Raw genomic sequence first — 20990 nt, forward strand, 5'->3', positions numbered from 1 at the left:
CCGCCCGCCGCGACCGGCAACACCGTCGACGACCTGCTCGCCGACCGCGACGCCCTCGCCGACGCGATGGACCCCGCCCCGGACCCGGAGACATGGGGCGCCCTCGCCGAAGACACCACGTTCGCCGAGGAGTTGGCCGCCGCCATCGCGTCCGACGCCGCCAAGGGCGTGAGCGAGGAGACCGCCCGCCGGGTCACCCGCGCCGAGGCCCGCGCCCTGTACGAGGAGTACGTCTACCGGCAGTACCTCGCCGCCGAGGACGCCACGAACGGCTATCTCCTCAATGCCAAGGCCAAGGCCGCCGGGGTCAATCCGGCTGAACTCTTCTCCGGCCCGGCTCGAATCGCGTACGCGCGGGCGAGCGACGAACTGAAAGAGTGGTGGGCCCAGCACGGCAGGCTGACCCAGGCCGAGTTCATCGAGCAGGCAACCGGCCGCGAACAGCGCTGGGCATCCGGCGCACGCAAGAGCGAGTCCGACGAGCAGAACAAGAGGTGAGCCTGTGGGGACGCGTGAGGACATCGTGCGGGCCATCACCGAGGGCGCCGAGGCCGGACGCCGCGGCGACGACGTGCGGACGTGCCCGTACCCGCGTGACTCCCTGCTGCGCACGGGATGGATCAAGGGCTACGCCCGCGAGCGCCCCGCGACGTCCACTAGCTAATTTGCCCATTGGTGAAGGGCCGGACCGCTCACGCGGTCCGGCCCTTCTCTAGCTCTAGGGAAGCCAGATGATCACGTGAGAATGAACGCGATCACCCCCAGGCCGAGCGTCAGCGTCGCTGCGAAGGCCGTAGCCGCCGCGCTGACGGGGTTCCCTCCCGCGTGGTCAGTGATGATCACTGCCACCAGGGAGGCAACGAGTGCAAGCGCCGTCACAAGGGACAGCGCCCATGCCTTTCGTTCAGAAGTGTTCAATTTTTAAACCTGAACCTTCCGCACTCGACAACGCGGCACCGGCTTCCCCTTCCGGTGCCTCTTCGTCGTTGCGTGCTCACCAATGAGGCTACCGCAGCAGGCGGACGGTCCGCCTAAAGGATCTATGCATGTGAGAGAGCCCGCCAACGGCGGGCCCTCTCACACCCCTAATCACCCAGGAGTGCACCCATGACGACCCCGGCCCCGTCCTCGACCGCACCAAGCGGACAGCCGCAGGGCGCCCCCAGCGCCCCGCCGAGCGGACAGCCGACCGGCGGCGCACCCGTGCCCGCCCCGACCGCGCCGCCGACGCCCGCCGCCGTACCGCAGCAGCAGCCCGCCCCCGCGCCAGCACCGCAGCCGGCACCCGTCACCCCGCCCGTACCGGCCGCGCCCGCACCGGCCCCCGCCGAGCAGCCGCAGCCCCCGCAGCCAGCACCGGTCCCGCCGGTCGCCCAGGTCGCGCCGGCGGTCGAGGGCGACATCAGCCGTCTGCCGCAGTGGGCGCAGCGCGCCATCACGGACAGCCAGACCGTGGCCCGCGCCGCCGCCGTACAGACCGCCGTTCTTCAGGCCGCCCCCGCCGCAGGGGCTGACCCGCTCGCCCTGCTCGACTCCGTGTCGTTCCGCGCCACGGTCGCGGCGATCGATCCGAACGACACCGCCGCACTGACCGCCGCGATCACCGCCGCCGTCAACGCGAATCCCCGCCTCGGCACCCCGGCGGCCGGACCGGCCCGCGGCGGCGCCGAGTTCAACGGGCCCCCGGTCGGCGACAAGCGCCCCGGCACCCTCGCCGACGCCATCGCCGCCCGGTTCAACAGCTAACCCCAGACAGGAGTAACCCCCATGCCCGTGACCCTCGACGAGGCGAAGAACAACGCGACCGACGACATCGACGTGACGGTCATCGACGAGTTCCGCAAGGAATCCGTCCTGCTCGACTCGATGATCTTCAACGACGTCGTCAACCCGGCCGGCGACGGCGACACCCTCACCTACACGTACCGCCGGCTGGTCACCCAGCCGACGGCGGACTTCCGCAAGATCAACACCGAGTACGCGCCGAGCGAGGTCAAGACCGAGCGGCACAGTGTCGACCTCGCCGTACTCGGTGGGTCGTTCCAGGTCGACCGTGTGATCTCCCGTATCGGCCCGGCAGCGTCCAACGCGGTCACGCTGAACATGACGCAGAAGATCAAGGCCGCCCGCACCACGTTCCAGGACGCCGTGATCAACGGCGACACCGCGGTCGACGAGGACTCGTTCGACGGCCTCGACAAGGCACTGTCCGGCAGCTCGACCGAGTTCCGCCTCGCCACGGTAACCGACTGGACCGACTTCGACACCGACCCACGCGCCGAACAGAAGGCCCTCGACATCCTCGACGAGTGGCTGTCGCTGCTCGACGGCGCCCCGTCGCTGGTGATCGGCAACAGCACCGCCCTTGCGCGCGTGCGGGCCCTCGCCCGCCGCGCCGGGCAGTACACCCGCGACCCGGTCGACGGCCTGATCGGCAACAACGGCCGCCCGATCGTGCGCGAGAGCTACGGCGGGATCACGTTCGTGGACCCCGGCGAGAAGGCCGGCACCTCGGCCCCGATCATCCCCGTGGAGAACCGGACCGTGGGCGGCACCGCCGCGACCGGCCTCACCGACCTCTACGCGGTCCGGATCGGCCTCGACGGATTCCACGGTGTGGCCACCGTCGGCGGCCAGTTGGTCAGCACGTGGCTTCCCAACTTCACCGCCGCCGGCGCCGTGAAGACGGGCGAGGTCGAGATGGGGCCGATCGGCGTCGTCCTCAAGGCCACCAAGGCAGCGTCAGTGTTCCGCAACATCAAGGTCAGGTGACCCATGTACGAAGTGACCACTCCCGTAGCGGAGTTCAACGGGCAGGTGGCCGGCGTGTGGTTCGTCGACGGCGAGGCCACCACCGACAGCGAGGGCGCGGTCGCGTACTTCCGGCGCCACGGTTACACCGTGACGCCGGTCGACGACGAGCCAGCTGAGGGTGACCCGCCGGGCGATTCCGGCACGACCAGCCCCGACGGCCCGCAGGCGACCAAGCCCGCGGGCCGTCCTCGTTCCAAGGGGTGAACGGTGGGCCGTGTCTACGCCACCCCCGAGCAGGTGTGGACCGGCCAGCCTCCGGCGGACGCCGAGAGGCTGCTCGCGCGGGCGTCCGAGGACATCGACGACGCCCTGCTGACGGCCGTCTACCGCACCGACAGCGCGGGCATGCCGACCGATCCGAAGGTCGTGACCGCCCTGGCCGAGGCCGTGCGCGATCAGATCGAGTATCGGGCCGCGACCGGCGACGACGGAACGGGCGGGGCCGGCCGGTGGGACAGCGTCTCTATCGGCCCCGTGTCCCTGTCCGGCCGCAAGGACGTCCCCGCCGCGGCGGGCGACGTCGACCTCGCGCCCCGTGCGCACCGCGCCCTCGCGCGCGCCGGACTGCTGCCGGGGGTGATCTGGTGAACGTTCCCGAGTGGCTGCTCGTCCACCGGATCACCATCGAGCCCTACCTCGGCACCAGCGCGTACGGACCGAAGTACGGGCCACCCGCCGCGGGCGTGCCCGCCCTGGTCGCCGAGGCGATCAAGCGCGTACGGGATGCGACCGGCGCCGAGGTCGTCTCGACCGCGCAGATCTACGCCGGCCCCGACCTCGACTGCCCGACCGGATCACGGGTCACGCTGCCCACCGGCCGCACCACCACCGCGATCAGCGTCGCCCACCACACCGCGCCCGGTCTGCCCGTGCCGCAGTCGACGGAGGTGATGTGCGAGTGACCCAGCGCGCCCGGATCAGATGGAACGGGAACACCGCCCTCGCGGCGATGCGTCAAGGCGCCCTGCGCGGAGTGCGGTTGGGCGCGGAACACCTGTTGGAAGTCTCCCGACAACGGGTGCCGATCGAGGAAGGCACGTTGGAACGCTCCGGCGTCGTCTCCGTCGACGAGCAGTCCGTGACGGCCGCCGTGTCCTACGACACCCCGTATGCCGTGCGCCAGCACGAAGAACTGACCTACCGCCACGACCACGGCCGTACGGCGAAGTACTTGGAAGGGCCGTTGCACGAGGAGAACGGCACCATTACGGAGATCATCGCCGCCCAGGTCCGGCGGTCGGTGCGGTGAGCTTCCTTGTCGACATCGTCGACGGCCTCGCCCGCCTGCTCGACGCCGCCAGCGTGGCCACCTACCGGCCCGACGGCGTGTACGGGGCGGGCGAGACGGCGATCACGGACACCGTCATGCCGGACGGCCCGGACCGCGCCGTCGTGCTCACCGCCTACGACACGGCCAACTCGCAGACCCTCACCGACACCACCGTCTACGTGCAGGCCCGTACCCGCGCCGGCGTCGATCCGCGCGAGGTGGCCGCCCTGGACGACGCCGTGTTCGAGGTGCTGCACAACTCCGGCCCGTTCCTGTTCGGTACGGCCCGCGTCGTGCTGATCACCCGCCAGTCCGCCGCCCCGCTCGGCGCCGACTCGGCCGGCCGGTTCGAGCGGACCAGCAACTACGCGTTGCGCGCTCACCGGCCCCACCCCCGACTTGAGTAGGAGGACCGTCCCATGTCCACCCCCGTACAGCCGGCGGAGACCGAGACCGCGCTCGCGCGCCGGTACCGCCTGGAACTCGACGCAAGTTCGACGAGCACCCCGTCGTGGGTGATCGTGCCCGGCATCCAGGAGTTCGACCCGGCGGTCGACCCCACGCAGCAGGATTCCACCACCTACGAGGACGGCGGTTGGGCCGACAGCACCGTCACGCAACTCGCGTGGTCCGTCGAGCTGACGCTGCTGCACCGCTACCACCCGACCACGAAGGCGTTCAACGCGGCGCAGGAAAAGCTCAGGCTCGCGGCCGAGAGCTTCGGCAGCGGCGCGACCGTCCACGTGCGGTGGTACGACCGCGAGGGCCGCGCCGACGCCTACGAGGGCCGCGCCCTGGTGACGTGGGACCCGGACGGCGGAGCGACCGACGACCTCGACTCGGTCGGGGTCACGCTCACCGGCAAGGGCGCCAAGACCGCGATCACCAACCCGCTCGCTGGGAGTGGTTCGTAATGGCCTTTCAGGAACTCGGCAACCTGCTCGACGACTCCCTCGTACTCCCGATCAAGGGGAAGACGTACCGGATTCCCGCCCCGTCCGCGGCGACCGGTTTGCGCGTGCAGGCCATCATGCAGGCCGCCGCCACGGCCGCCGACGGCGGACAGGCCGACAAAGAGGTGTTGGCGGATGCGGCCGAGCGCGACATGTACGCCGACGTCCTCGGCACCGCGCACGCCGAGATGGTCGCCGACGGCGTCGAGTGGCCGATGCTCAAGCACGCCGCCGTGACCGCCATGGTGTGGATCATCCAGAGCAAGGACCGCGCCGAGGCGTACTGGAACACCGGCGGCGACCCTTCTCAACTGGCCCCGAACCGGCAGCAGCGCCGCAGTACATCGGGTGCGGCGAACAAGACCCGGTCTCGGGGCTCTTCGAGTGGTACGAAGCCCCGCCCGGCCAACCGGCGCGGAGGAAAGGGCAGCAGCGGCGCGCACCACAGGTGACGTGGGCCCAACTGCTCGACGAGTGGCCGCTCGTCGAGGCCGACCTACACGAGGTCTACGGCATCGACGCCGACGCACCCGGCCTTCTCGACGAGCGGTCGTGGCGATGGCTGCGCGTACGCATCTTCGGCCTCCTGTCCGCCGACTCCCGCATACAGCGCCTCTTCAACCCCCCGCCGGAGCCGAAGAAGCCCCGGCGTAGTTGAGTACCGCGCCGCGTGCGCGGCCCCCTGTGAGGAGGCCCGCGCATGGCCCTGACAGTGGGCGAACTCGCCGCGACGATCACCGTCGACGACAGCGAGGCCGAGCAGGGCCTCGACAGCTTCCAAGCCCGATTGCGGGCCGCCCTCGCCCGCATCACCCAGCGCGCCCGCGCCGGCGGCGAGGACGCCGGCAACGCGCTCGGCGACGGCCTCGACGAAGCCGCCGGCGACGGCGCCGAACAGGCCGGCGACACCCTCACGGGCAAGCTCAAGGCGCTCGCCATGGGCGTCATCGGGGGCGCGCTCGGCGCCGCCCTCATGGCCGGACTGTCCGAGGCCATCGGCCAAGGGCAGGTCACGGCCAAGCTCGGCGCGCAGCTCGGCGCGACACCGGCCGAGGCGAAACGGTACGGCGAGGTCGCCGGCGAGTTGTTCTCGGACGCCGTCACGGAAGACTTTCAGGGCGCCGCCGAGGCGATCAGGGCGACCATGGGGTCCGGCCTGCTCCCGCCGGACGCGACGAACGCGCAGATCGAATCCATCTCGACAAAGGTCGCCGACCTCTCCAGCACCTTCGACCAAGACCTCGGCGGGGTCACGAACGCGGTCTCGCAGATGCTGCGGACCGGCCTCGCCTCGTCCGCCGACGAGGCGTTCGACGTCCTCACCAAGGGTTTCCAGTCGTCCGCGAATAAGGCGGACGACCTGGTCGACACCTTTAACGAATACGGGACGCAATTCCGTCAGGCCGGATTGGACGGCGCCACGGCCGTTGGCCTGATGAACCAGGCCATTCAGGCAGGCGCCCGGGATTCCGATATCGCCGCGGACGCCATCAAGGAATTCGGGCTCCGGGCCGTTAACGGCTCGGCGAGCACAGCGGCAGGTTTTCAGGCTCTCGGCCTGAATGCCGACGACATGGCCGCCAAGTTCGGCAAGGGCGGCGCCTCGGCGACGGCCGCACTCGACACCACGCTCGACCGACTCCGGGCGATAAAGGACCCGATCAAGCAGTCGCAAGCGGCGACCGCACTTTTCGGCACTCAGGCCGAAGATCTCGGCAAAGCGCTTTATGCGATGGACCCGAGTACGGCCGCCAAGGGTCTCGGCGAGGTCGACGGAGCGGCCGACGCACTCGGCAACACTCTTCGCGCTAATGCCGGGGCGCAACTGACCGCTTTCAAGAATTCGATGCAGCAGAACCTTGTCGAATTCCTCGGCGCCAACGTCGTACCGGTCCTGACCACGTTCTTCGGATTCGTCGGCAAGCACCGCGCCGAGTTCACCCTCGCCGCCGTAGTCATCGGTGCGGCGTTCGCCGCGATCGGTGTCGCGGCGACGATCGCGGGCGCGGAGATGGCCGCCGCCTGGATCGCTGGCCTCGGCCCGGTCGGTTGGGTCGGAATGGCCATTGCCGCCCTGGTCGTGCTGGTCATCACGTACTGGGACGAGATCAAGGGGTGGACGCTCGCTGTCTGGGACTGGATCGTCGGGAAACTGATCTGGGCCAAGGACATGATGGTTCAGGCGTTCATGAACTTCACCCTGATCGGCCTGTTGATCAGTCATTGGTCCTCGATCCGGGATACCGCCGTGTCGTGGTGGAACGGGATCGTTGGCTGGCTCAAGGGAGTTCCCGGGCGCCTCTATAACCTGTTCCTTAACTGGACTCTGCTCGGTCTGTTCGTCAAGAACTGGACCGCGATCAAAAACGCGACCGTCGGCAAGGCGACCGAAATGGTCGACTGGATTCGCGGACTCCCGGGGCGGCTCTCATCCGCACTCGGAAACAACCTGTCCGGACTGCTGGTCGGCAAAGGCAAGAACATCGTTCAGGGCCTGTGGAACGGCATCCTTTCCATGGGCGGCTGGCTCAGAAACAAGATCACCGGTTGGGCCAAGGAAGTCATTCCGGGGCCGGTCGCGAAGGCACTCGGCATTGCGTCGCCGTCCAAGGTCATGGCGCGTGAGGTCGGCCGGTGGATTCCCGCCGGCGTCGTCGACGGCATCGAATCCGGCTCCGGCGCGGTCGACCGGGCCATGTCCAATCTCGTGTCCGTGCCCACAGCCGGACAGGCCACCGCGGCGAACGTCGCCGCACAGACCGTAAGTGCCACGAGCGGCGGGGGCACACAGCCGGTCGTCACGTTCACCTCGGACGGCAGCAGGGTCGGCGACTTCCTGCTCGCGGTGTTCCGGGACGCGGTCAACGTCCGTGGCGGCAACGTCCAATTCGCCGTCACTGGAAGGGGTGCGTAACCGTGGCATTCCCCGACCAGCCGCTCGGCCTCAAGGGCGAGTTGCGCATGGGTTCCGCGTGGCAGGACATCACCGGCGACCTGTACACGCGTGACCCGATCACCCACGCGCGAGGGCGCCCGTACAAGTCGAACGCCGCCGATCCCGCCGCGTGCGCGGCCGCCCTCCGCAACCTCGAGGGCACGTACACCCCCCGCAATCCCGAGGGCCGCTACTACGGGCTGTTCAACCGCAACACCCCTTTCCGCTACACCCTGCCCGGCGGGCCGCTCCACCTGGAAATGCCCGGCACTCCCGACCGCGCCACCACCCCCGATGTAGCGGCCCTCGACATCACCGGGGACCTCGATATCCGGTGGGAGGGAGAGACGAACTGGTTCTCCTCCGCCACTCAGTTCCTGATCGGCAAGTGGGGCGCGGCAGGTAACCGCTCGTTCTATCTGCTCGTGCGAGCAGGGGTGTTGTACCTGAACACCACCAGCGGCGGGACGACTGTCGACGGGGGCGGGTTCGCCGCCCTCCCCGCCGCCCTGCCGCGCCACGCCGCAGTACGAGGCACGCTCGACGTCGACAACGGGGCCGGCGGGTTCACCGTGCGCCTGTACTGGGCACCGACCCTCGCCGGCCCGTGGACGCAGTTCAGCGGCGACCTGACCAGTTCGGCCCCGGTCTCCATCTTCAGCGGCACGGCGCCGTTGTCGATCGCTCCCGAGCAGACCGACGTCACCCCGCCGCGCCGCGCGGTCACCGGCACGGTCTACCGGGCCGAGGTCCGCAGCGGCATCGACGGCACGATCGTCGCCTCGCCCGACTTCACCGCGCAGCCGATCGGCACCACCTCGTTCACGGACTCGGCCGGCCGCGCGTGGACGCTCGCCGCGGGCTCGGCGGTCACGGATCGCATCGTGCGGTTCGAGGGCGAGGTGCCCGAGTGGCCGCCGAAGTGGTCCACCTCGGAAAAGGACGCGTGGACGCCGATCACGGCCGCGGGCATCCTGCGCCGCCTCGGCCAGGGCGCAAAGCCCCTCGCGTCCGCGCTGCGCCGCCGCATCCCCTCCTACAAACCGCTCGCGTACTGGCCGATGGAGGAGGGCGCGAGTTCGGCTCAGGCGTCCTCGCCGATCGCCGGCGTGGGCCCGCTGCGCCTGTCCAACGTGACGTGGGCGCAGGCCAACACCCTTGCCTCGTCCGCCCCCTTGCCGGTCCTCGCGTCCAACGCGGGGCAGTTGTCGGCGATGATGGGGCGCGTTCCGGCGCCGAGCACCGCGCTTACGTCGTGGTCGGTGCAGTGGATGTACCGGCTTGACACGCTGCCCACCACACGGTGGACGTTCATGCGCGTCCTGAGCACCGGCGGCACCGTTCGCGAGTGGTTGATCCAGTTCGGTTCGACGACCAACGGGATCAGTAGCCGGATCATCGCCAAGGACGACGAGGGCAACACCCTGTCCACGCAGGACATCGCCACGGGCGCGGACATCTTCAACCGGTGGCAGCGCGTCAACTTCACCGTCGCCCAGCAGGGCGCCAACGTGAAGTTCGGCATCGTGTGGACCGACGTCGGCGGCGACCCCGGCGGCGTCTACTTCACCCTCGCCGGCACCATCGGCCGGCCGACCGCCGTCGCCTCCCCCGCCGACGGCTACGCCTCGGCCCTCAACGGTCTCGCCCTCGGTCACCTCTCGGTCTGGCCCACGGACTCAACAGCCGCCTACGTCAACGCGGTTGACGCGTGGTCCGAGGAGAGGGCTGGCGCTCGAATGCGCCGCCTGGCCCAAGAGGAAGGCGTGTTGCTCACCATCGTGGGGGACCCGGACGACACGGTGCCCGTGGGGGCGCAGAGTCCCGCTCCGCTGCTCGACCTGCTGCGCGAGTGCGCCGAGGCCGACGGCGGGATCTTCGGCGAGACGATGGCCGGACGCGAACTGATGTACCGCACCCGCGCCGCCCTCTACAACCAACAGCCGGCCCTTGTCCTCGACTACGCGGCCGGCCATCTTGCGCCGCCGTTCGAGCCGGTCGAGGACGACACGGTGCGCAACGAGTGGGCCGTGCAGCGGAAGGGCGGCTCGACCGGTACCGCGGTCCTCGACGACGGCCCGCTGTCCGTACAGGACCCGCCGGACGGTATTGGCCTGGTCGACGACTCCAAGACGCTGAACCTGGCCACAGACGAGCAGACCCACCCGGTCGCGAACTGGCTTCTCCACCTCTCCACATGGGACGAGAACCGCTACCCGTCGGTCACCCTGCTGTTGCACAAGTTCCCCGAACTCATCCCCGCGGTTCTCGCGCTCAGCGAGGGCGCCAAGATCCGCATCATCAACCTGCCCAAGCGGTTCACCGGCTCCGGCGTCGTCGAGCTGCTGGTCGACGGCTGGACGGAAACCGTCCTCCCCCGCACATGGACCATCACGTTCACCTGCTCGCCCGCCGGCCCCTGGTCGGTGGGCATGGTCGACGAGATCCCGCTCAGGTGGTGCGACACCAGCGGCGCCCAGCTCGCCACCGCGGCGACCGACACCGCCGCCACGGTGAACGTGCTCACCACCGCCGGCCAGATCTGGACGAGCAACCCCTACGACTACCCATGGGACGTGCGGGTCGGAGGGGAGGTGATAACCGTCGCCGCGCCGGGCCGGCTGCTGAACACCAACCCGTTCTTCACCACCGACGCAAGCGGCTGGAGCGGGCAGGCCGCCACCGTCGGCCGCTCGACCGCGGTCCTGCACCCGCAGGCCGCCGGCTCTCTGCTGATCACCCCGGACGGGGTCGGCACGTCCGGCGGCGCGGTCGCCGCCCGCAGCGACGTGGGCGCGGTCGTGCCGGGCGCGACCTACGTTGCCTCGATGTGGGTGTACTCCCCGAAGGGGTGGAGCGATCTACGGCCGGTCATCGACTGGTACGACGCCACAAACACCTTTCTCAGTACGGGACTTGGGAGCGCGGTCGCCGTGCCCGCCGGGCAATGGACTTTCGTGCAGCAGTCGTTGACGGCTCCCGCCAACGCCTCGCGGGCGAGCATCCGCGCCCGCCACGGAGCAACCCCGGCCGCCGGCGACGTCTGGTACGTGTGGGGCGTCCGCCTCACCCAGCCCAAGGCGTCATGGCTGCTCGACAGCTTCGGCCGTACCGTCACGGGGAGTTGGGGCGTGTCCGACTCGGGCCCGTCCTGGTCCACCGTCGGCGGCGGCTCGACATCTGACTACTCCGTCGGCTCCGGCTACGGGGTGCACACCCTGTCGACGACCGAGACCTCGCGACGTACCACAGTCACCGCGGTACACGCCGACTTCGACGTCTACGCCGATGTCACCAGCTCGGCACTGGCCACGGGTGACAGCCTGTACGGCGCGGTCACGGCCCGGATGCTGGACTCCTCGAACATGTACATGGTCCGGGTGCAGTTCAGCACGACCAACACAGTCGTGCTGTCCCTGCGCAAGGTCGTCGCCGACGTGACCACGGAACTCGGTACCTACACCGTGCCGATCACGCACGTGGCGGGCCAGTTCGTCAGGGTGCGGTTCCAGGGGCGCGGGACGACGCTCCGCGTTAAGGGGTGGCTCGCGTCGGGCGCGGAGCCGAGCGACTGGCGTATCGAGGTCACCGACACGGCACTGACCGCGGCGGGCCAGATCGGTACCCGCTCGATCCGGACCGCCAGCAACACCAACGCGGCCACCGTGCAGATCCGCTACGACAACGTCGACGTGATCAACCCGCAGGTGTTCACGGTCGTCCGCAGCCGCAACAACATCGTCAAGGCGCAGGCCGCGGGCGCCGACGTGCGGCTCGCGTATCCCGCCATCGTCGCCCTGTAAGGAGGCTTCTCCCTCGTGACCCTGTGGCAACCCGGTATGCGGATCACCGACGACCGGCTCAACGACGGCCCGCCAACTCTCACCACCGCAACGGGACTTGTGGCCGCGGCCGGGTTCACGGTCAGCGACTTCCGCGGCTACCGGACCGGTCACAACGTCGAGTTGAACATGTACCTGTTCCGCTCCGGGGCGACGATCGCCGTCTCGGGCGCCGGCAACCTCGCCGACACAGCGTGCTGCACTATCCCGTCCGGGTGGCGGCCCACCAGCGGCACCATCAACGGGAACTGGGACGACGGCACCGCCGAGGGCGGGTTCGTCATCGGCACCGACGGCATCTGCACCCTGCGCACCACCAACGGCGAACCCATCGTCGGCGAGGCCACCACCGCCGGCAGCGGCCGGAACTTGCGCCTACACATCACCTTCATTCAGGACTAAGTGTTCTGATCTCAGCACATTGGTTACGAAGAACTACTTCTCAGCCGCACGATTACCCCTAGCCTCGAACCATGGATTGGTTCATGGCGGCGGCGCTTGGAGCAGCTGGCGGCGCCTCGATGGAGGCGCTCGACTTCATCAGAGCTGTCAAGTGGCACCATCAGATGCCGTGGAACGTCCAATCCGACACCATCGATCCACCTCAGCGCAGAGCGGACGTGCGACCCGGCGAAGAGAACCTGCCCGCACCCGGTTGGAAGGCGTACTGGCTCGCCGCAGTGCTGCGGCTGTTCGTCAGCGGAACGCTAACCGGTGCCGTGGCAGCCACTTATCCGCAGAGCACGAATCCCCTGGTGGCGTTCGTCATCGGCCTGGGTGCTCTGTCGGCTGTCCAACAGGCCACCACGTTGGCACCACTTATGGTCAAGAGCGCAAGTCGGGCCGCTCTGGGCGGTGTAGTGGACGAGGCACAGCACCAAACACAGACCCTCCTGCAAGGCAACCCGCAGCCTGATCCTGGACTATCGAATATTTCGCTGTCAGGCCCCGCGGGCAGTGCTACAGCAGGACAACTACAGCCTGACACGAGCGTTGTCGCACAGCAGGGTCCGACAAGCGAAGGTGGTGCGGCGTGACCATTACCGCCGAGTCCTTCACCGGCCGCGTCCTCGCTGTGTTTTCACGCCGGTCTCCAGGCTTCCGGCCTCCCCTGAAGACGTCCGGCCTGCTGCACGCACCGGATAGTTCGGCTACGACTCATCCGGCTCCAGACCCGGATGTTCCTAGTGCTCGCAAGACTCCCCAGGTCGCTTCAACACAGGACTACATGGGGCCGGGTCTGGCTGACGCAACAAGAACCTGGAAGTCCGCACCTCCAAGGGAGCGGCTTGAGCACCGTAGCGCCCTTCTGTCAGTCGCAGCCGCCCTGGAAAGGGCAGCTGAAACCCTCGCCCGCGATCGCGACTTCGCTCTATCTCTCTACCGCGAAATCGGCCTAGCCCGCGATCGCGCCCTCGCCGTCGACCCCGACGACGACCTCAACCGCGCCAGCATTCGCATCCGCTCCATCGCACTTAGCCTGGCTGGCCTGCGCGCCCTTGGCCGGAACCTCGACCTCGACCTCGACCTCATCCCCATCGTCAGCCTCGACCGGCGCCTCAGCCGTGATCGCATTTACGCCGCCGACCTCGCTCTCGACCTCGACCTCGTCGGAACACGCGTCCTCAAGCCCTACCGCGCCGTCCGCAACCGCGCTCACGTCCTCAACCGCGTTCTTACCACTCGCGCCCTCAATCGGATCCGCGACAGTGACATCGCCAATTACCGCTTCATCGACTTTGTCCTCACCTTCAACCACGACTTGAGCCGCGCCCTCGATCTCGCCATCAGCATCGGCCGCGCTCTCGATCAATTCCGCCACAACCGCAAGCAGGGCTTCGCCCACCGCCATGTCCACGAGCTCGCCCGAGTCCATGAACTCGTCGGTGAGCTCGCCCGCGACGACCTGTACAACACCGCCGAACTCATCGGCGCTCAGCGCAACCTAACCGACGCGGCAAACAACTTCGCTGGCTCGGACCTAACTGCTGTGGACCTTGATGGAGTCAACCTCGCCGGCATCTGCTGGGACAGCAGTACACGGTGGCCCACCCCAGAGTGGGCAGCTCGCATACACAGGGCATCCGTAGAAGACCCTCCTGGATCCGGGTACTTCATCGTCCTTCCTGAAGAAGGCCGCAATTTCGCTGATCGCGGTTCGCTATCACCAATTCTGTAATCCAAAACATCTAGACCCGCCTCAACCGCACATTCCGCAACGCCCGAGCGCACCGCGCCGGGCGTTTTTTCATGCCCAGGAGGCATCCCATATGACCAGCACCTCGCGCGGCCTCGACGTGTCCGCGTACCAGTCCGCACAGAACTGGACCGCGCTCAAGGCCGACGGCCTCACCTTCGCGTTCGCCAAGGCGAGCGAGGGTCAGAAGAGTCACGACCCCAAGTTCGCGACGCACATCAAGGGAATCAAGGGCGCCGGCCTGGTCGCGGGCGCGTACCACTTCGCGTGGCCGAACCAGTCCGCCGCCGCCGAGGCCGCGAACTACGTCGCCGCCGTGAAGCCGTACGCCGGCTCCGGCTTCCTGCACTGGCTCGACCTGGAGCGCTACAGCGACGGCCGAAACTACAAGGGACGGTCGGCCGCGCAGATCAAGGCGTACGCCACCGCGTGGATCGCCGCGGTGAAGAAGGCGTTCCCCGGGCAGGTCGTCGGCATCTACACGTCCGCCTCGGACATCACCGCCGGACACGTCCCCTCGGGCGTTCCCCTGTGGTACCCCGCTTACCCGTGGGGCGCCGCGACCTACGCCCGCGCCGAGGCCGCAGCGCGCCCCAAGCCGAGCGGTCGCACCGTGATGATCTGGCAGTTCACGTCTACCCCGCTCGACCGGAACCTCGCCTACATGTCCCCCTCCGCGCTCCGCGAGTGGGCCAAGGGCGACATCAACGACGACGAGCCGAAGACGTACACCCCGCCGAAGTTCCCGACCGGCCTCGCCCCGAACAAGGCCAAGCCGTCCGCCGTGACGCTTCAGCGCGCGCTCAAGGCCACCGGCTACATGTCCAAGTCCGTTGCCGAGTCGCCGAATTACGGGCCCAAGACGCAGGCCGGCGTGATCGCGTTCCACAACGCGCACCCGCAGTACCGCGCCGCGGCCAAGAAGTCCGACCCGGCCATCGGCCCGAAGGGTTGGGCCGCCCTGTTCCGCCTCGCCTACGGCAAGTAATCACTTCCTGCACGAGCCCTACCGCTCAAGTCAGCGGCCACAACTGCCACTTGCGTCGGCTCGGTTCCACAGGCTTGTCTCGCCAAGCCACGCATAGAACAGCCCCGTTACCGCTGCTGTCTTCAGATAGCACCCGGAAGTGCAACTCAGCCCCAGCAGGTACCTCGTTCCAATATCGGATGTGCCGGAAGGGGCGAAAGCGCCCTCTCGGTGCAGCCCAGCCAACCGATACTCCTACGCGGTAGGCATTCGCATAGCCGCTGTTAGCCAAGCCATATTCACCTGGCTCGGCGCCATGCCGAACCAGCAAGCGGATCGCAGGGTTCTCCTTCCTGGACCGCCAGTAGTGCGCGCCCTCTGTGGCTACTACGCCAACCAACACTCCAACAACCGCGGTAACGAGATCCCCCCACCCCATGTAGCGAAGTTACCGCACCACAACCATCAATCAATACGGAAAGGGACATTCGTGCTCAGTGCAGCCAACCGGCGCACCATCCGAACTGTCGTGCAGACCGCGCTCGCCCTAACGTCCGGCCTACCCCTGATCATCAACGCCGCCGGCATCCCGCAGACCGCCGCCGGCGTCGGCGTCGCGCTCGCCGTCGCCGGCGGCATCACGCGTGTGATGGCCCTGCCAATCGTCGAGAACCTGCTTCCGGCGTGGCTGCGTGCCGCGCCGAACAGCGACGATTTGCTCGCGCTCGATCGGAAGAATGGAGGCAGAGTGTGACCGCACCCGAGCCGCCGCCCGACTCCGCAGCCGTCGCTCTTGAGCGGCTGCGCACAACGGTCGAAGTGGGGTTCGCCCGGATCGACGGTGCACTCGCGCTACTCGTCCAGCGATCCGACCAGACCGAGGGGCGCCTCGGTGAACTCGAAAATCGAGTCGACGAACTCGAAACTCGCCGGTGGCCCCTGTCAAGCATCAGCGCCCTCGTAGGCCTACTCGGGGTCGCATTGACTGTGCTCACCCTGATCACCCAACTCCCCTAGTCACAGGAGTAGTTCAGGACGCTTCCCTAGCAGGAAATCTTGACCGAGTATGGATGAATGGCTGAATGGCTGACGCCCGTACTTACTGCGTCGACAGGTGCTCTCGGCGTGTTCTTCACATGGCTCGCTGGCGCCCGAGCGCCCAAGAGTGCAGAGCAGATGTTGCAGCGTGTCGACCGGGCGGAGAGTCAGCGGTCCGTCCGCCGTGAGCGACGCGAAGGATACTTTGAGGCCCTGCGCATGATCGAACTCGACCTGCGGATTGCCGCATATCGGGCGCAGAGCTGCTCGGACGAGCTCGAAGCACTCGAAAGTTCCTGGCCGAGTTCCCGGCGACTTGAAATGTCTGTCGAGGCAAAGATGGCCGTACAGATATTCGGGAGCACCGAGGTTCGGCTGTTGACCACAGAGTGGGAAGAGGTCGCCCGCGAGGGTGACGTCGAGAAGATGGAGGCCGTCGCCGAGAGATTTCGCTCTCAGGTGCGTTCCGAGTTGCTATCCAACTAGCGCGTGTAGCAGGACAGTTCGGCAACTTCCGTGCCCCCGTTCCCCGGCATTGCGCCGGGGAACGGGGGCGCTTTCGCCGTTGCAGGGCACGCGAGAGGGCCCTCGACCCGTATCCGTCGAGGGCCCTCCCTGGGGGTCACCGCGCCCGTGGACCTATGCAGCCACGGACACGGGAACGTGTTCCCCCCTTCCGCCAGCCGCCCCCGCGTTGGGAGACGACACAAGGCGGCTTCGGCGGCGTGCGGATTTCGACTCGGTCCGGGCGTGCCGCCTGCGCGGAGTTTCGTCCGCAAGGATCTTGACCCGCATCGAGTCGCGGTAGCAGTAGCAGGTGTAGGTGTAGCCCGGTCGATCGACCGGCGCGGGGGCAACCGCACGGCGCGAACTCGGCATCGACCAATAGATCGCGAAAAGAGTGCCCACGCCGAGACTGATGCACAGGGAGAACACACCAATCACCATGCGATCAAGCTCCATTCCGGTCACTTGCGCCCCTCCACACCGCGGAATTGGCGCCAGGAACCCCGGATCGCGGCGCGGATCGCAGGCCAGGCACCGCGGCTTGAACTGTCGTTCCGGACACCGGCGAACATCCCGACTTGCTCGGCAAGGTCGACGACCAACGTCCGCGCGAGGTCGGGTTTGATCTCGACGAGCAAGTTCGCGTCGAAGTAGAGCCACACGTCGACGTCGTCACCAGAACCGCAGTTGACGGACACGTTTACTTTCTCGGGTCGGATCACACGGCCCCCCTGCCACCCTCGTCCAGGCGGAACCACACGGCCTTTGAAGTGGGGATCAACCCGCCGTAGAGCGCGGCTCCCCAGTGATCGGCGAGTTGGTCGACGAGGATGAGGCCGAGGCCGCCCTCTCGCTCCAACCCTTCGGGAGGACCGGGCAGTTCCTTCGGCAGGTCGTCGTGCACCCACACGGACACGTAACCCTCGGCAACGATCACATCGACGTGAACAAGACGGGCGGCCGTGTGGCGGTAGACATTCGTGACAATTTCGCTCGCACAGAGCTGAGCGGTTTCTGCGAGTGCGCCGTGACCAGTCGAGCGGCACAGAGCCACGACCAGATCACGAAGCACAGCCGGCGCAGTCGGTGTGTTCGCCGCAGAAAGGCGATACGACAACGTCGACGGTGGTGCAGGAGGTGCAGGAGGTGCTAACGCGGTTCCCATTTCATCGTCTCCCAACGCGGTTGTAGCTCGCGCTGCTCGCCACCGTGGCTCGATCCGCCTCCCGGGCGACGGCGCCGGTACATGGGCGCGCGTCAGCGGCTGCACTGCGGTTTTACCGGCGCACTGCGCGGTGCTGCTGAAGACGGTAGCGGATGCGTCTCACTAGTTGTACCTAAATGGCTCAACAGTAGAACGAGGTGGATCCTTGTTGGGACACGGGCCACACTGGGAGCCGACAGGAGGGGAGCCGATGCCACCAAGGAAGGCGCCGACCGCACGTCAGCGCCGATTGGGCGTTGAACTGCGAAAGATCCGGGAACATGCCGGTCTCACGCTCGCCGACGCCGCAACCCAACTCGGCACCGACCGGACGAGCATCAGCAACACCGAGTCGGGCCGTTTCGGCGTGAGCGGTGAGCGCGTTCGCACATGGGCCGCTCACTACGGCTGCCCCGACGCTGAGTACGTCGACGCCCTCGCCGCCATGGCTGAAGAACGCGGCAAAGGATGGTGGGAGGACTACCGCGGCGAACTCTCCGCCGGCGCGCTCGACCTATCCGAACTTGAGTACCACGCCACGGCACTTCGCGCCGTGCAGATCATGCACATGCCCGGCCTGCTGCAAACCGAGGACTACGCCCGCGCCGTGTTCGAGGAGGCCGTGCCGCCCCTCAGCGACGTTGACCTCCGGCGCCGACTTTCGCATCGCTTGAAGCGTCGCGATGTGCTCGACCGACCGAGCGCACCCGCATGCACGTTCTTGATCCACGAGGCCGCCCTACGCATGGAGTTCGGCGGCCGAAAGATCGCTCGCGCGCAACTCGACTACCTTTTGAAGGAATCCAGCCGGGACAACGTGACCGTGCGCGTCGTTCCGTTCTCCGTCGGCGGTTTCCCCAACGCCGGAAGTTCGACACTCTACGTATACGGGTCGGTTCCGCAGCTCGACACGGTCCAGACAGACACTCCACACGGCCCCGCGTTCCTTGACGCAGAGACGCGCCTCGCCAACTACCGGGCCGTCCTGGACCGAACCGAAGAGAGGTCGCTCGACGCCGTGCAGTCGCGTGACTTCATCTACGAAATAGCACAACAAGTGTGAAGGCGTGGGAATAGTGGAAATTCAGTGGCAAAAGTCCTCGTTCTCGACGGACTCAGAGGGCAACTGCCTTGAGCTCGCGACGCAGGGCGACGAAATCCTCGTACGTGAGAGCGACAACCCCGACGTGATCGTCAAGACCACCCAAGCGAAGCTGGCGGCGTTCCTCTCCGGCGCCAAGGCAGGAGAGTTCGACCACCTCATCTAGTTGACCCACGCGACAGAGTGACCCCTCGCCCACGGCGGGGGGTCACTTTTGCTTGCGTATCAATCGTTGGCATATGCCGTATCACCCATTAGACGTCAAACAGTTGATACGGATCTGTAGCTAGCGCTACCGTCCCCATGTGACGCCGAACGGGGCCAATGCACGGCACGACGGGTTCCCGGAACGGCGCCAACTCTCCCTGTTTCCACGCCTGTTGGGGAGAGCCCCCGAGGGGTACTCCCCTCCTGGCTTACACGCCTTCGCCGGGAGGGGAGTACCGGCAACACCGCGGCAGGAGGGCATACATGCGCGCGCCATCCGAGTCGGTAGAGCAGCGCGAGGGAGCAACACCACCCGCGCAGCGCCCCGCCGTTGAGGTCAGACGCGCATTCTGGTGCGGGCACACGGTGTCCGAGGCCGACCTCAAGATCAAAGGCCGCCCCGAGGTGAGATGGACCCCGGGCCGACCCGCTGAAGTTGGAGCCTAACGGGTCCAAAGGCCGCCCCACCCCGCCCAGTAGGAGCAAACCCGACGGCGGGTGCGGCGGTCAGCAGGTGCAAGCAACCATCCACACATCATGGAGGCAAGCACGTGGCCACGATGCAGGATCAGCCCGCAACCGACGCGCGCACGCTACTCAGCGCGGAGATGCGGGAAACCCTCGTATCCAACATGATCGACAAGTTCCCGCAGCTCACTGAAGAGAAGGCGCACCGCGGCGTCGGCCAGATGCTCGCCTTCCTCGCAGCGTGCGACTACGCCGGCCAACCGCTCAGCCCTTCGCCGCTCGTTGACGACTTCTGGCACGCCTTCCTGCTCCACACCAAGGCGTACGCCGAGTTCTGCGAACAGCGATTCGGCCGCTTCCTGCACCACCAGCCCGGATTCCTCGACAAGGAGCAGTACGGCGGGGGCAAGACACTCCGCGCGGTGACCGTCGACTCGATCACCCTCGCCGGGTACGAGATCGACATGGAGTTCTGGCCCGAGCTGGACCTCGCCGACTGCTCGCAGTGTCACGCCAACTGCTCGGACAGCCCGAACCATCCGTAGCGGTTCCCCTGTCGGTCCTCGGTCTGTGCCACGCTGTGGCCAGGCCGGGGGCCGGCCCCGTACTGCTCGACCAACGCAGGAGACCGCGGGTGGACCGCATCGAATGGCACGACCTACCAGCACCGACCCGGGCCGCCGTCGAACGCCATACGGGACCGGTCGAGCAGGCCGAAACCGCGCCGCACGGCGTCATGTCCCGGCTCGCCTGCACCATCCGTACCCGGGCAGGTCGAGCGTTCGTTAAGGGCACCGCTCACGACGACCCACAAGCGTGGGTTTACCGCCATGAGGCCCAGGTCACGGGGAACGCGCCTCGGGCGCCCCGCGTGTTGTGGGAGATCGACGCCGGCGGGTGGGTGCTCTACGGATATGAGTACGTCGAGGGACGGTATCCGGACCTGACTCCGGGCTCCGACGATCTCGCCCCCTTGGTGCGCACGCTCATCGTCGTGTCCAAGACGCCATGGCCCGAGACCCTGCACAAGAAGCCGCTACACACACGGTGGGCCGAGTTCCTGCCCAAGGACATTCCGACCGGACTACAAGGCCGCGGGCTCGCCCATACAGACATGTCCCCACACAACATGCTGCTGTCCGACGCTGGCGAACTGGTACTACTCGACTGGGCACTTGCCTGCCCTGCGCCCGCGTGGGCGGACACCGCGCTGACCATTCCCCGACTCATCTCCGCTGGCCACAAACCGGAGTACGCCGAGACGATCGCCCGGCAAGTGCCCGCATATTTCGAGGCCGAACCGGCCACCGTCACCACATTCGCGCGCACCGTCTACATCGCTTGGGAAAACTGGGAACGGACACGCCCCATGCCTCACAGGGCCGCCCTCACCGCCGCCGCTCAGGCATGGGCCACGCACCGCGAGAAAGGGCGACAGACGGAGGCACACATCCTCTCCCCCTGATCGGCCTCGCCGCCCCTGATC

Annotated in this window: 26 protein-coding genes and 1 pseudogene; 25 read left to right on the forward strand and 2 right to left on the reverse strand. The window is 67.7% G+C overall.

Annotation, left to right across the window (positions count from 1 at the left end):
- From JHN45_RS28970 to JHN45_RS29070, 21 genes and pseudogenes are all read left to right on the forward strand, one after another.
- Positions 1–498 (forward strand): annotated as a pseudogene (locus tag JHN45_RS28970) (phage capsid protein); the annotation flags it as partial.
- Between the two features lie 4 nt (positions 499–502).
- Positions 503–664 carry an Rmf/CrpP fold protein gene (locus tag JHN45_RS28975; RefSeq protein WP_201051431.1) on the forward strand — a complete coding sequence of 54 codons (162 nt, stop codon included), beginning with the start codon at positions 503–505 and terminating at the stop codon, positions 662–664.
- 443 nt (positions 665–1107) lie between these two features.
- Positions 1108–1746 (forward strand): hypothetical protein, encoded by a 639-nt coding sequence (locus tag JHN45_RS28980; protein WP_201051433.1) that lies wholly within the window; start codon positions 1108–1110, stop codon positions 1744–1746.
- Positions 1747–1767: 21 nt separating this feature from the next.
- Complete coding sequence (locus tag JHN45_RS28985; RefSeq protein ID WP_201051435.1) at positions 1768–2772, forward strand: major capsid protein; 1005 nt, start codon at positions 1768–1770, stop codon at positions 2770–2772.
- Positions 2773–2775: 3 nt separating this feature from the next.
- Positions 2776–3018, forward strand: a complete 243-nt coding sequence (locus tag JHN45_RS28990) for a hypothetical protein (protein WP_201051436.1) — start codon at positions 2776–2778, stop codon at positions 3016–3018.
- Between the two features lie 3 nt (positions 3019–3021).
- The gene (locus JHN45_RS28995; protein WP_201051438.1) at positions 3022–3402 is read left to right on the forward strand and encodes a hypothetical protein; all 381 of its coding nucleotides are present in this window, start codon (positions 3022–3024) and stop codon (positions 3400–3402) included.
- Positions 3399–3716 (forward strand): hypothetical protein, encoded by a 318-nt coding sequence (locus JHN45_RS29000; RefSeq protein WP_201051440.1) that lies wholly within the window; start codon positions 3399–3401, stop codon positions 3714–3716. Before JHN45_RS28995 ends, JHN45_RS29000 begins: the two co-directional genes overlap by 4 nt.
- Positions 3713–4063 carry a hypothetical protein gene (locus JHN45_RS29005; RefSeq protein ID WP_201051442.1) on the forward strand — a complete coding sequence of 117 codons (351 nt, stop codon included), beginning with the start codon at positions 3713–3715 and terminating at the stop codon, positions 4061–4063. The genes JHN45_RS29000 and JHN45_RS29005 overlap by 4 nt, the downstream gene beginning before the upstream one ends.
- Positions 4060–4491, forward strand: coding sequence for a minor capsid protein (locus JHN45_RS29010; RefSeq protein ID WP_201051444.1), 432 nt, complete (start codon positions 4060–4062; stop codon positions 4489–4491). The genes JHN45_RS29005 and JHN45_RS29010 overlap by 4 nt, the downstream gene beginning before the upstream one ends.
- A gap of 12 nt (positions 4492–4503) precedes the next feature.
- Positions 4504–4998 carry a phage tail tube protein gene (locus JHN45_RS29015; protein WP_201051446.1) on the forward strand — a complete coding sequence of 165 codons (495 nt, stop codon included), beginning with the start codon at positions 4504–4506 and terminating at the stop codon, positions 4996–4998.
- Positions 4998–5489, forward strand: a complete 492-nt coding sequence (locus JHN45_RS29020) for a hypothetical protein (protein ID WP_201051448.1) — start codon at positions 4998–5000, stop codon at positions 5487–5489. Before JHN45_RS29015 ends, JHN45_RS29020 begins: the two co-directional genes overlap by 1 nt.
- A complete protein-coding gene (locus tag JHN45_RS29025) occupies positions 5486–5695 on the forward strand; it encodes a hypothetical protein (RefSeq protein ID WP_201051451.1) in 210 nt (69 codons plus the stop codon). Before JHN45_RS29020 ends, JHN45_RS29025 begins: the two co-directional genes overlap by 4 nt.
- A 42-nt stretch (positions 5696–5737) precedes the next feature.
- Entirely contained in the window at positions 5738–7951 is a 2214-nt protein-coding gene (locus tag JHN45_RS29030) for a phage tail tape measure protein (RefSeq protein ID WP_201051452.1), read from the forward strand.
- Between the two features lie 2 nt (positions 7952–7953).
- Complete coding sequence (locus tag JHN45_RS29035; protein ID WP_201051454.1) at positions 7954–11775, forward strand: hypothetical protein; 3822 nt, start codon at positions 7954–7956, stop codon at positions 11773–11775.
- Between the two features lie 15 nt (positions 11776–11790).
- Positions 11791–12216, forward strand: coding sequence for a hypothetical protein (locus tag JHN45_RS29040; RefSeq protein WP_201051455.1), 426 nt, complete (start codon positions 11791–11793; stop codon positions 12214–12216).
- Between the two features lie 71 nt (positions 12217–12287).
- Positions 12288–12851, forward strand: a complete 564-nt coding sequence (locus tag JHN45_RS29045) for a hypothetical protein (RefSeq protein WP_201051457.1) — start codon at positions 12288–12290, stop codon at positions 12849–12851.
- A complete protein-coding gene (locus JHN45_RS29050; RefSeq protein WP_201051459.1) occupies positions 12848–13993 on the forward strand; it encodes a hypothetical protein in 1146 nt (381 codons plus the stop codon). Before JHN45_RS29045 ends, JHN45_RS29050 begins: the two co-directional genes overlap by 4 nt.
- Before the next feature lie 91 nt (positions 13994–14084).
- A complete protein-coding gene (locus JHN45_RS29055; RefSeq protein ID WP_201051461.1) occupies positions 14085–14999 on the forward strand; it encodes a glycoside hydrolase family 25 protein in 915 nt (304 codons plus the stop codon).
- A gap of 469 nt (positions 15000–15468) precedes the next feature.
- Positions 15469–15732, forward strand: a complete 264-nt coding sequence (locus JHN45_RS29060) for a hypothetical protein (RefSeq protein ID WP_201051463.1) — start codon at positions 15469–15471, stop codon at positions 15730–15732.
- Positions 15729–15995 (forward strand): hypothetical protein, encoded by a 267-nt coding sequence (locus JHN45_RS29065; RefSeq protein ID WP_201051465.1) that lies wholly within the window; start codon positions 15729–15731, stop codon positions 15993–15995. The genes JHN45_RS29060 and JHN45_RS29065 overlap by 4 nt, the downstream gene beginning before the upstream one ends.
- Positions 15996–16052: 57 nt before the next feature.
- Complete coding sequence (locus tag JHN45_RS29070; RefSeq protein ID WP_201051467.1) at positions 16053–16502, forward strand: hypothetical protein; 450 nt, start codon at positions 16053–16055, stop codon at positions 16500–16502.
- Between the two features lie 482 nt (positions 16503–16984).
- On the opposite strand, the gene JHN45_RS29075 is transcribed toward JHN45_RS29070, so the two are convergent.
- Together JHN45_RS29075 and JHN45_RS29080 are read right to left on the reverse strand one after the other, a co-directional pair.
- A complete protein-coding gene (locus JHN45_RS29075) occupies positions 16985–17245 on the reverse strand; it encodes a hypothetical protein (RefSeq protein ID WP_201051469.1) in 261 nt (86 codons plus the stop codon).
- Positions 17242–17688 carry an ATP-binding protein gene (locus tag JHN45_RS29080; RefSeq protein ID WP_236584238.1) on the reverse strand — a complete coding sequence of 149 codons (447 nt, stop codon included), beginning with the start codon at positions 17686–17688 and terminating at the stop codon, positions 17242–17244. The genes JHN45_RS29075 and JHN45_RS29080 overlap by 4 nt, the downstream gene beginning before the upstream one ends.
- Before the next feature lie 250 nt (positions 17689–17938).
- Between JHN45_RS29080 and JHN45_RS29085 the strand changes: the two genes are divergently transcribed.
- The 4 genes from JHN45_RS29085 to JHN45_RS29100 all read left to right on the forward strand — a co-directional run bounded on the left by JHN45_RS29085 (position 17939) and on the right by JHN45_RS29100 (position 20969).
- A complete protein-coding gene (locus JHN45_RS29085; RefSeq protein ID WP_201051474.1) occupies positions 17939–18790 on the forward strand; it encodes a Scr1 family TA system antitoxin-like transcriptional regulator in 852 nt (283 codons plus the stop codon).
- Between the two features lie 13 nt (positions 18791–18803).
- Positions 18804–18995 (forward strand): DUF397 domain-containing protein, encoded by a 192-nt coding sequence (locus tag JHN45_RS29090; protein ID WP_201051504.1) that lies wholly within the window; start codon positions 18804–18806, stop codon positions 18993–18995.
- 592 nt (positions 18996–19587) lie between these two features.
- The gene (locus JHN45_RS29095; protein ID WP_201051476.1) at positions 19588–20049 is read left to right on the forward strand and encodes a hypothetical protein; all 462 of its coding nucleotides are present in this window, start codon (positions 19588–19590) and stop codon (positions 20047–20049) included.
- A gap of 89 nt (positions 20050–20138) precedes the next feature.
- Positions 20139–20969, forward strand: a complete 831-nt coding sequence (locus tag JHN45_RS29100; RefSeq protein WP_201051483.1) for a phosphotransferase — start codon at positions 20139–20141, stop codon at positions 20967–20969.
- The last annotated feature ends 21 nt before the right edge of the window (positions 20970–20990 follow it).

The organism is Streptomyces sp. MBT53 (assembly GCF_016654115.1).
In the GTDB taxonomy this organism is placed as follows: Bacteria; Actinomycetota; Actinomycetes; order Streptomycetales; family Streptomycetaceae; genus Streptomyces.

Excerpts from the sequence above, each read along its gene's own strand:
- JHN45_RS29070 (WP_201051467.1), top strand. The coding sequence starts at position 16,053 with ATGGCTGAATGGCTGACGCCCGTACTTACTGCGTCGACAGGTGCTCTC.
- JHN45_RS29045 (WP_201051457.1), top strand. The coding sequence starts at position 12,288 with ATGGATTGGTTCATGGCGGCGGCGCTTGGAGCAGCTGGCGGCGCCTCG.
- JHN45_RS29015 (WP_201051446.1), top strand. The coding sequence starts at position 4,504 with ATGTCCACCCCCGTACAGCCGGCGGAGACCGAGACCGCGCTCGCGCGC.
- JHN45_RS29055 (WP_201051461.1), top strand. The coding sequence starts at position 14,085 with ATGACCAGCACCTCGCGCGGCCTCGACGTGTCCGCGTACCAGTCCGCA.
- JHN45_RS28980 (WP_201051433.1), top strand. The coding sequence starts at position 1,108 with ATGACGACCCCGGCCCCGTCCTCGACCGCACCAAGCGGACAGCCGCAG.
- JHN45_RS29030 (WP_201051452.1), top strand. The coding sequence starts at position 5,738 with ATGGCCCTGACAGTGGGCGAACTCGCCGCGACGATCACCGTCGACGAC.
- JHN45_RS28990 (WP_201051436.1), top strand. The coding sequence starts at position 2,776 with ATGTACGAAGTGACCACTCCCGTAGCGGAGTTCAACGGGCAGGTGGCC.
- JHN45_RS29085 (WP_201051474.1), top strand. The coding sequence starts at position 17,939 with ATGCCACCAAGGAAGGCGCCGACCGCACGTCAGCGCCGATTGGGCGTT.
- JHN45_RS29020 (WP_201051448.1), top strand. The coding sequence starts at position 4,998 with ATGGCCTTTCAGGAACTCGGCAACCTGCTCGACGACTCCCTCGTACTC.
- JHN45_RS29080 (WP_236584238.1), bottom strand. The coding sequence starts at position 17,688 with ATGGGAACCGCGTTAGCACCTCCTGCACCTCCTGCACCACCGTCGACG.
- JHN45_RS28985 (WP_201051435.1), top strand. The coding sequence starts at position 1,768 with ATGCCCGTGACCCTCGACGAGGCGAAGAACAACGCGACCGACGACATC.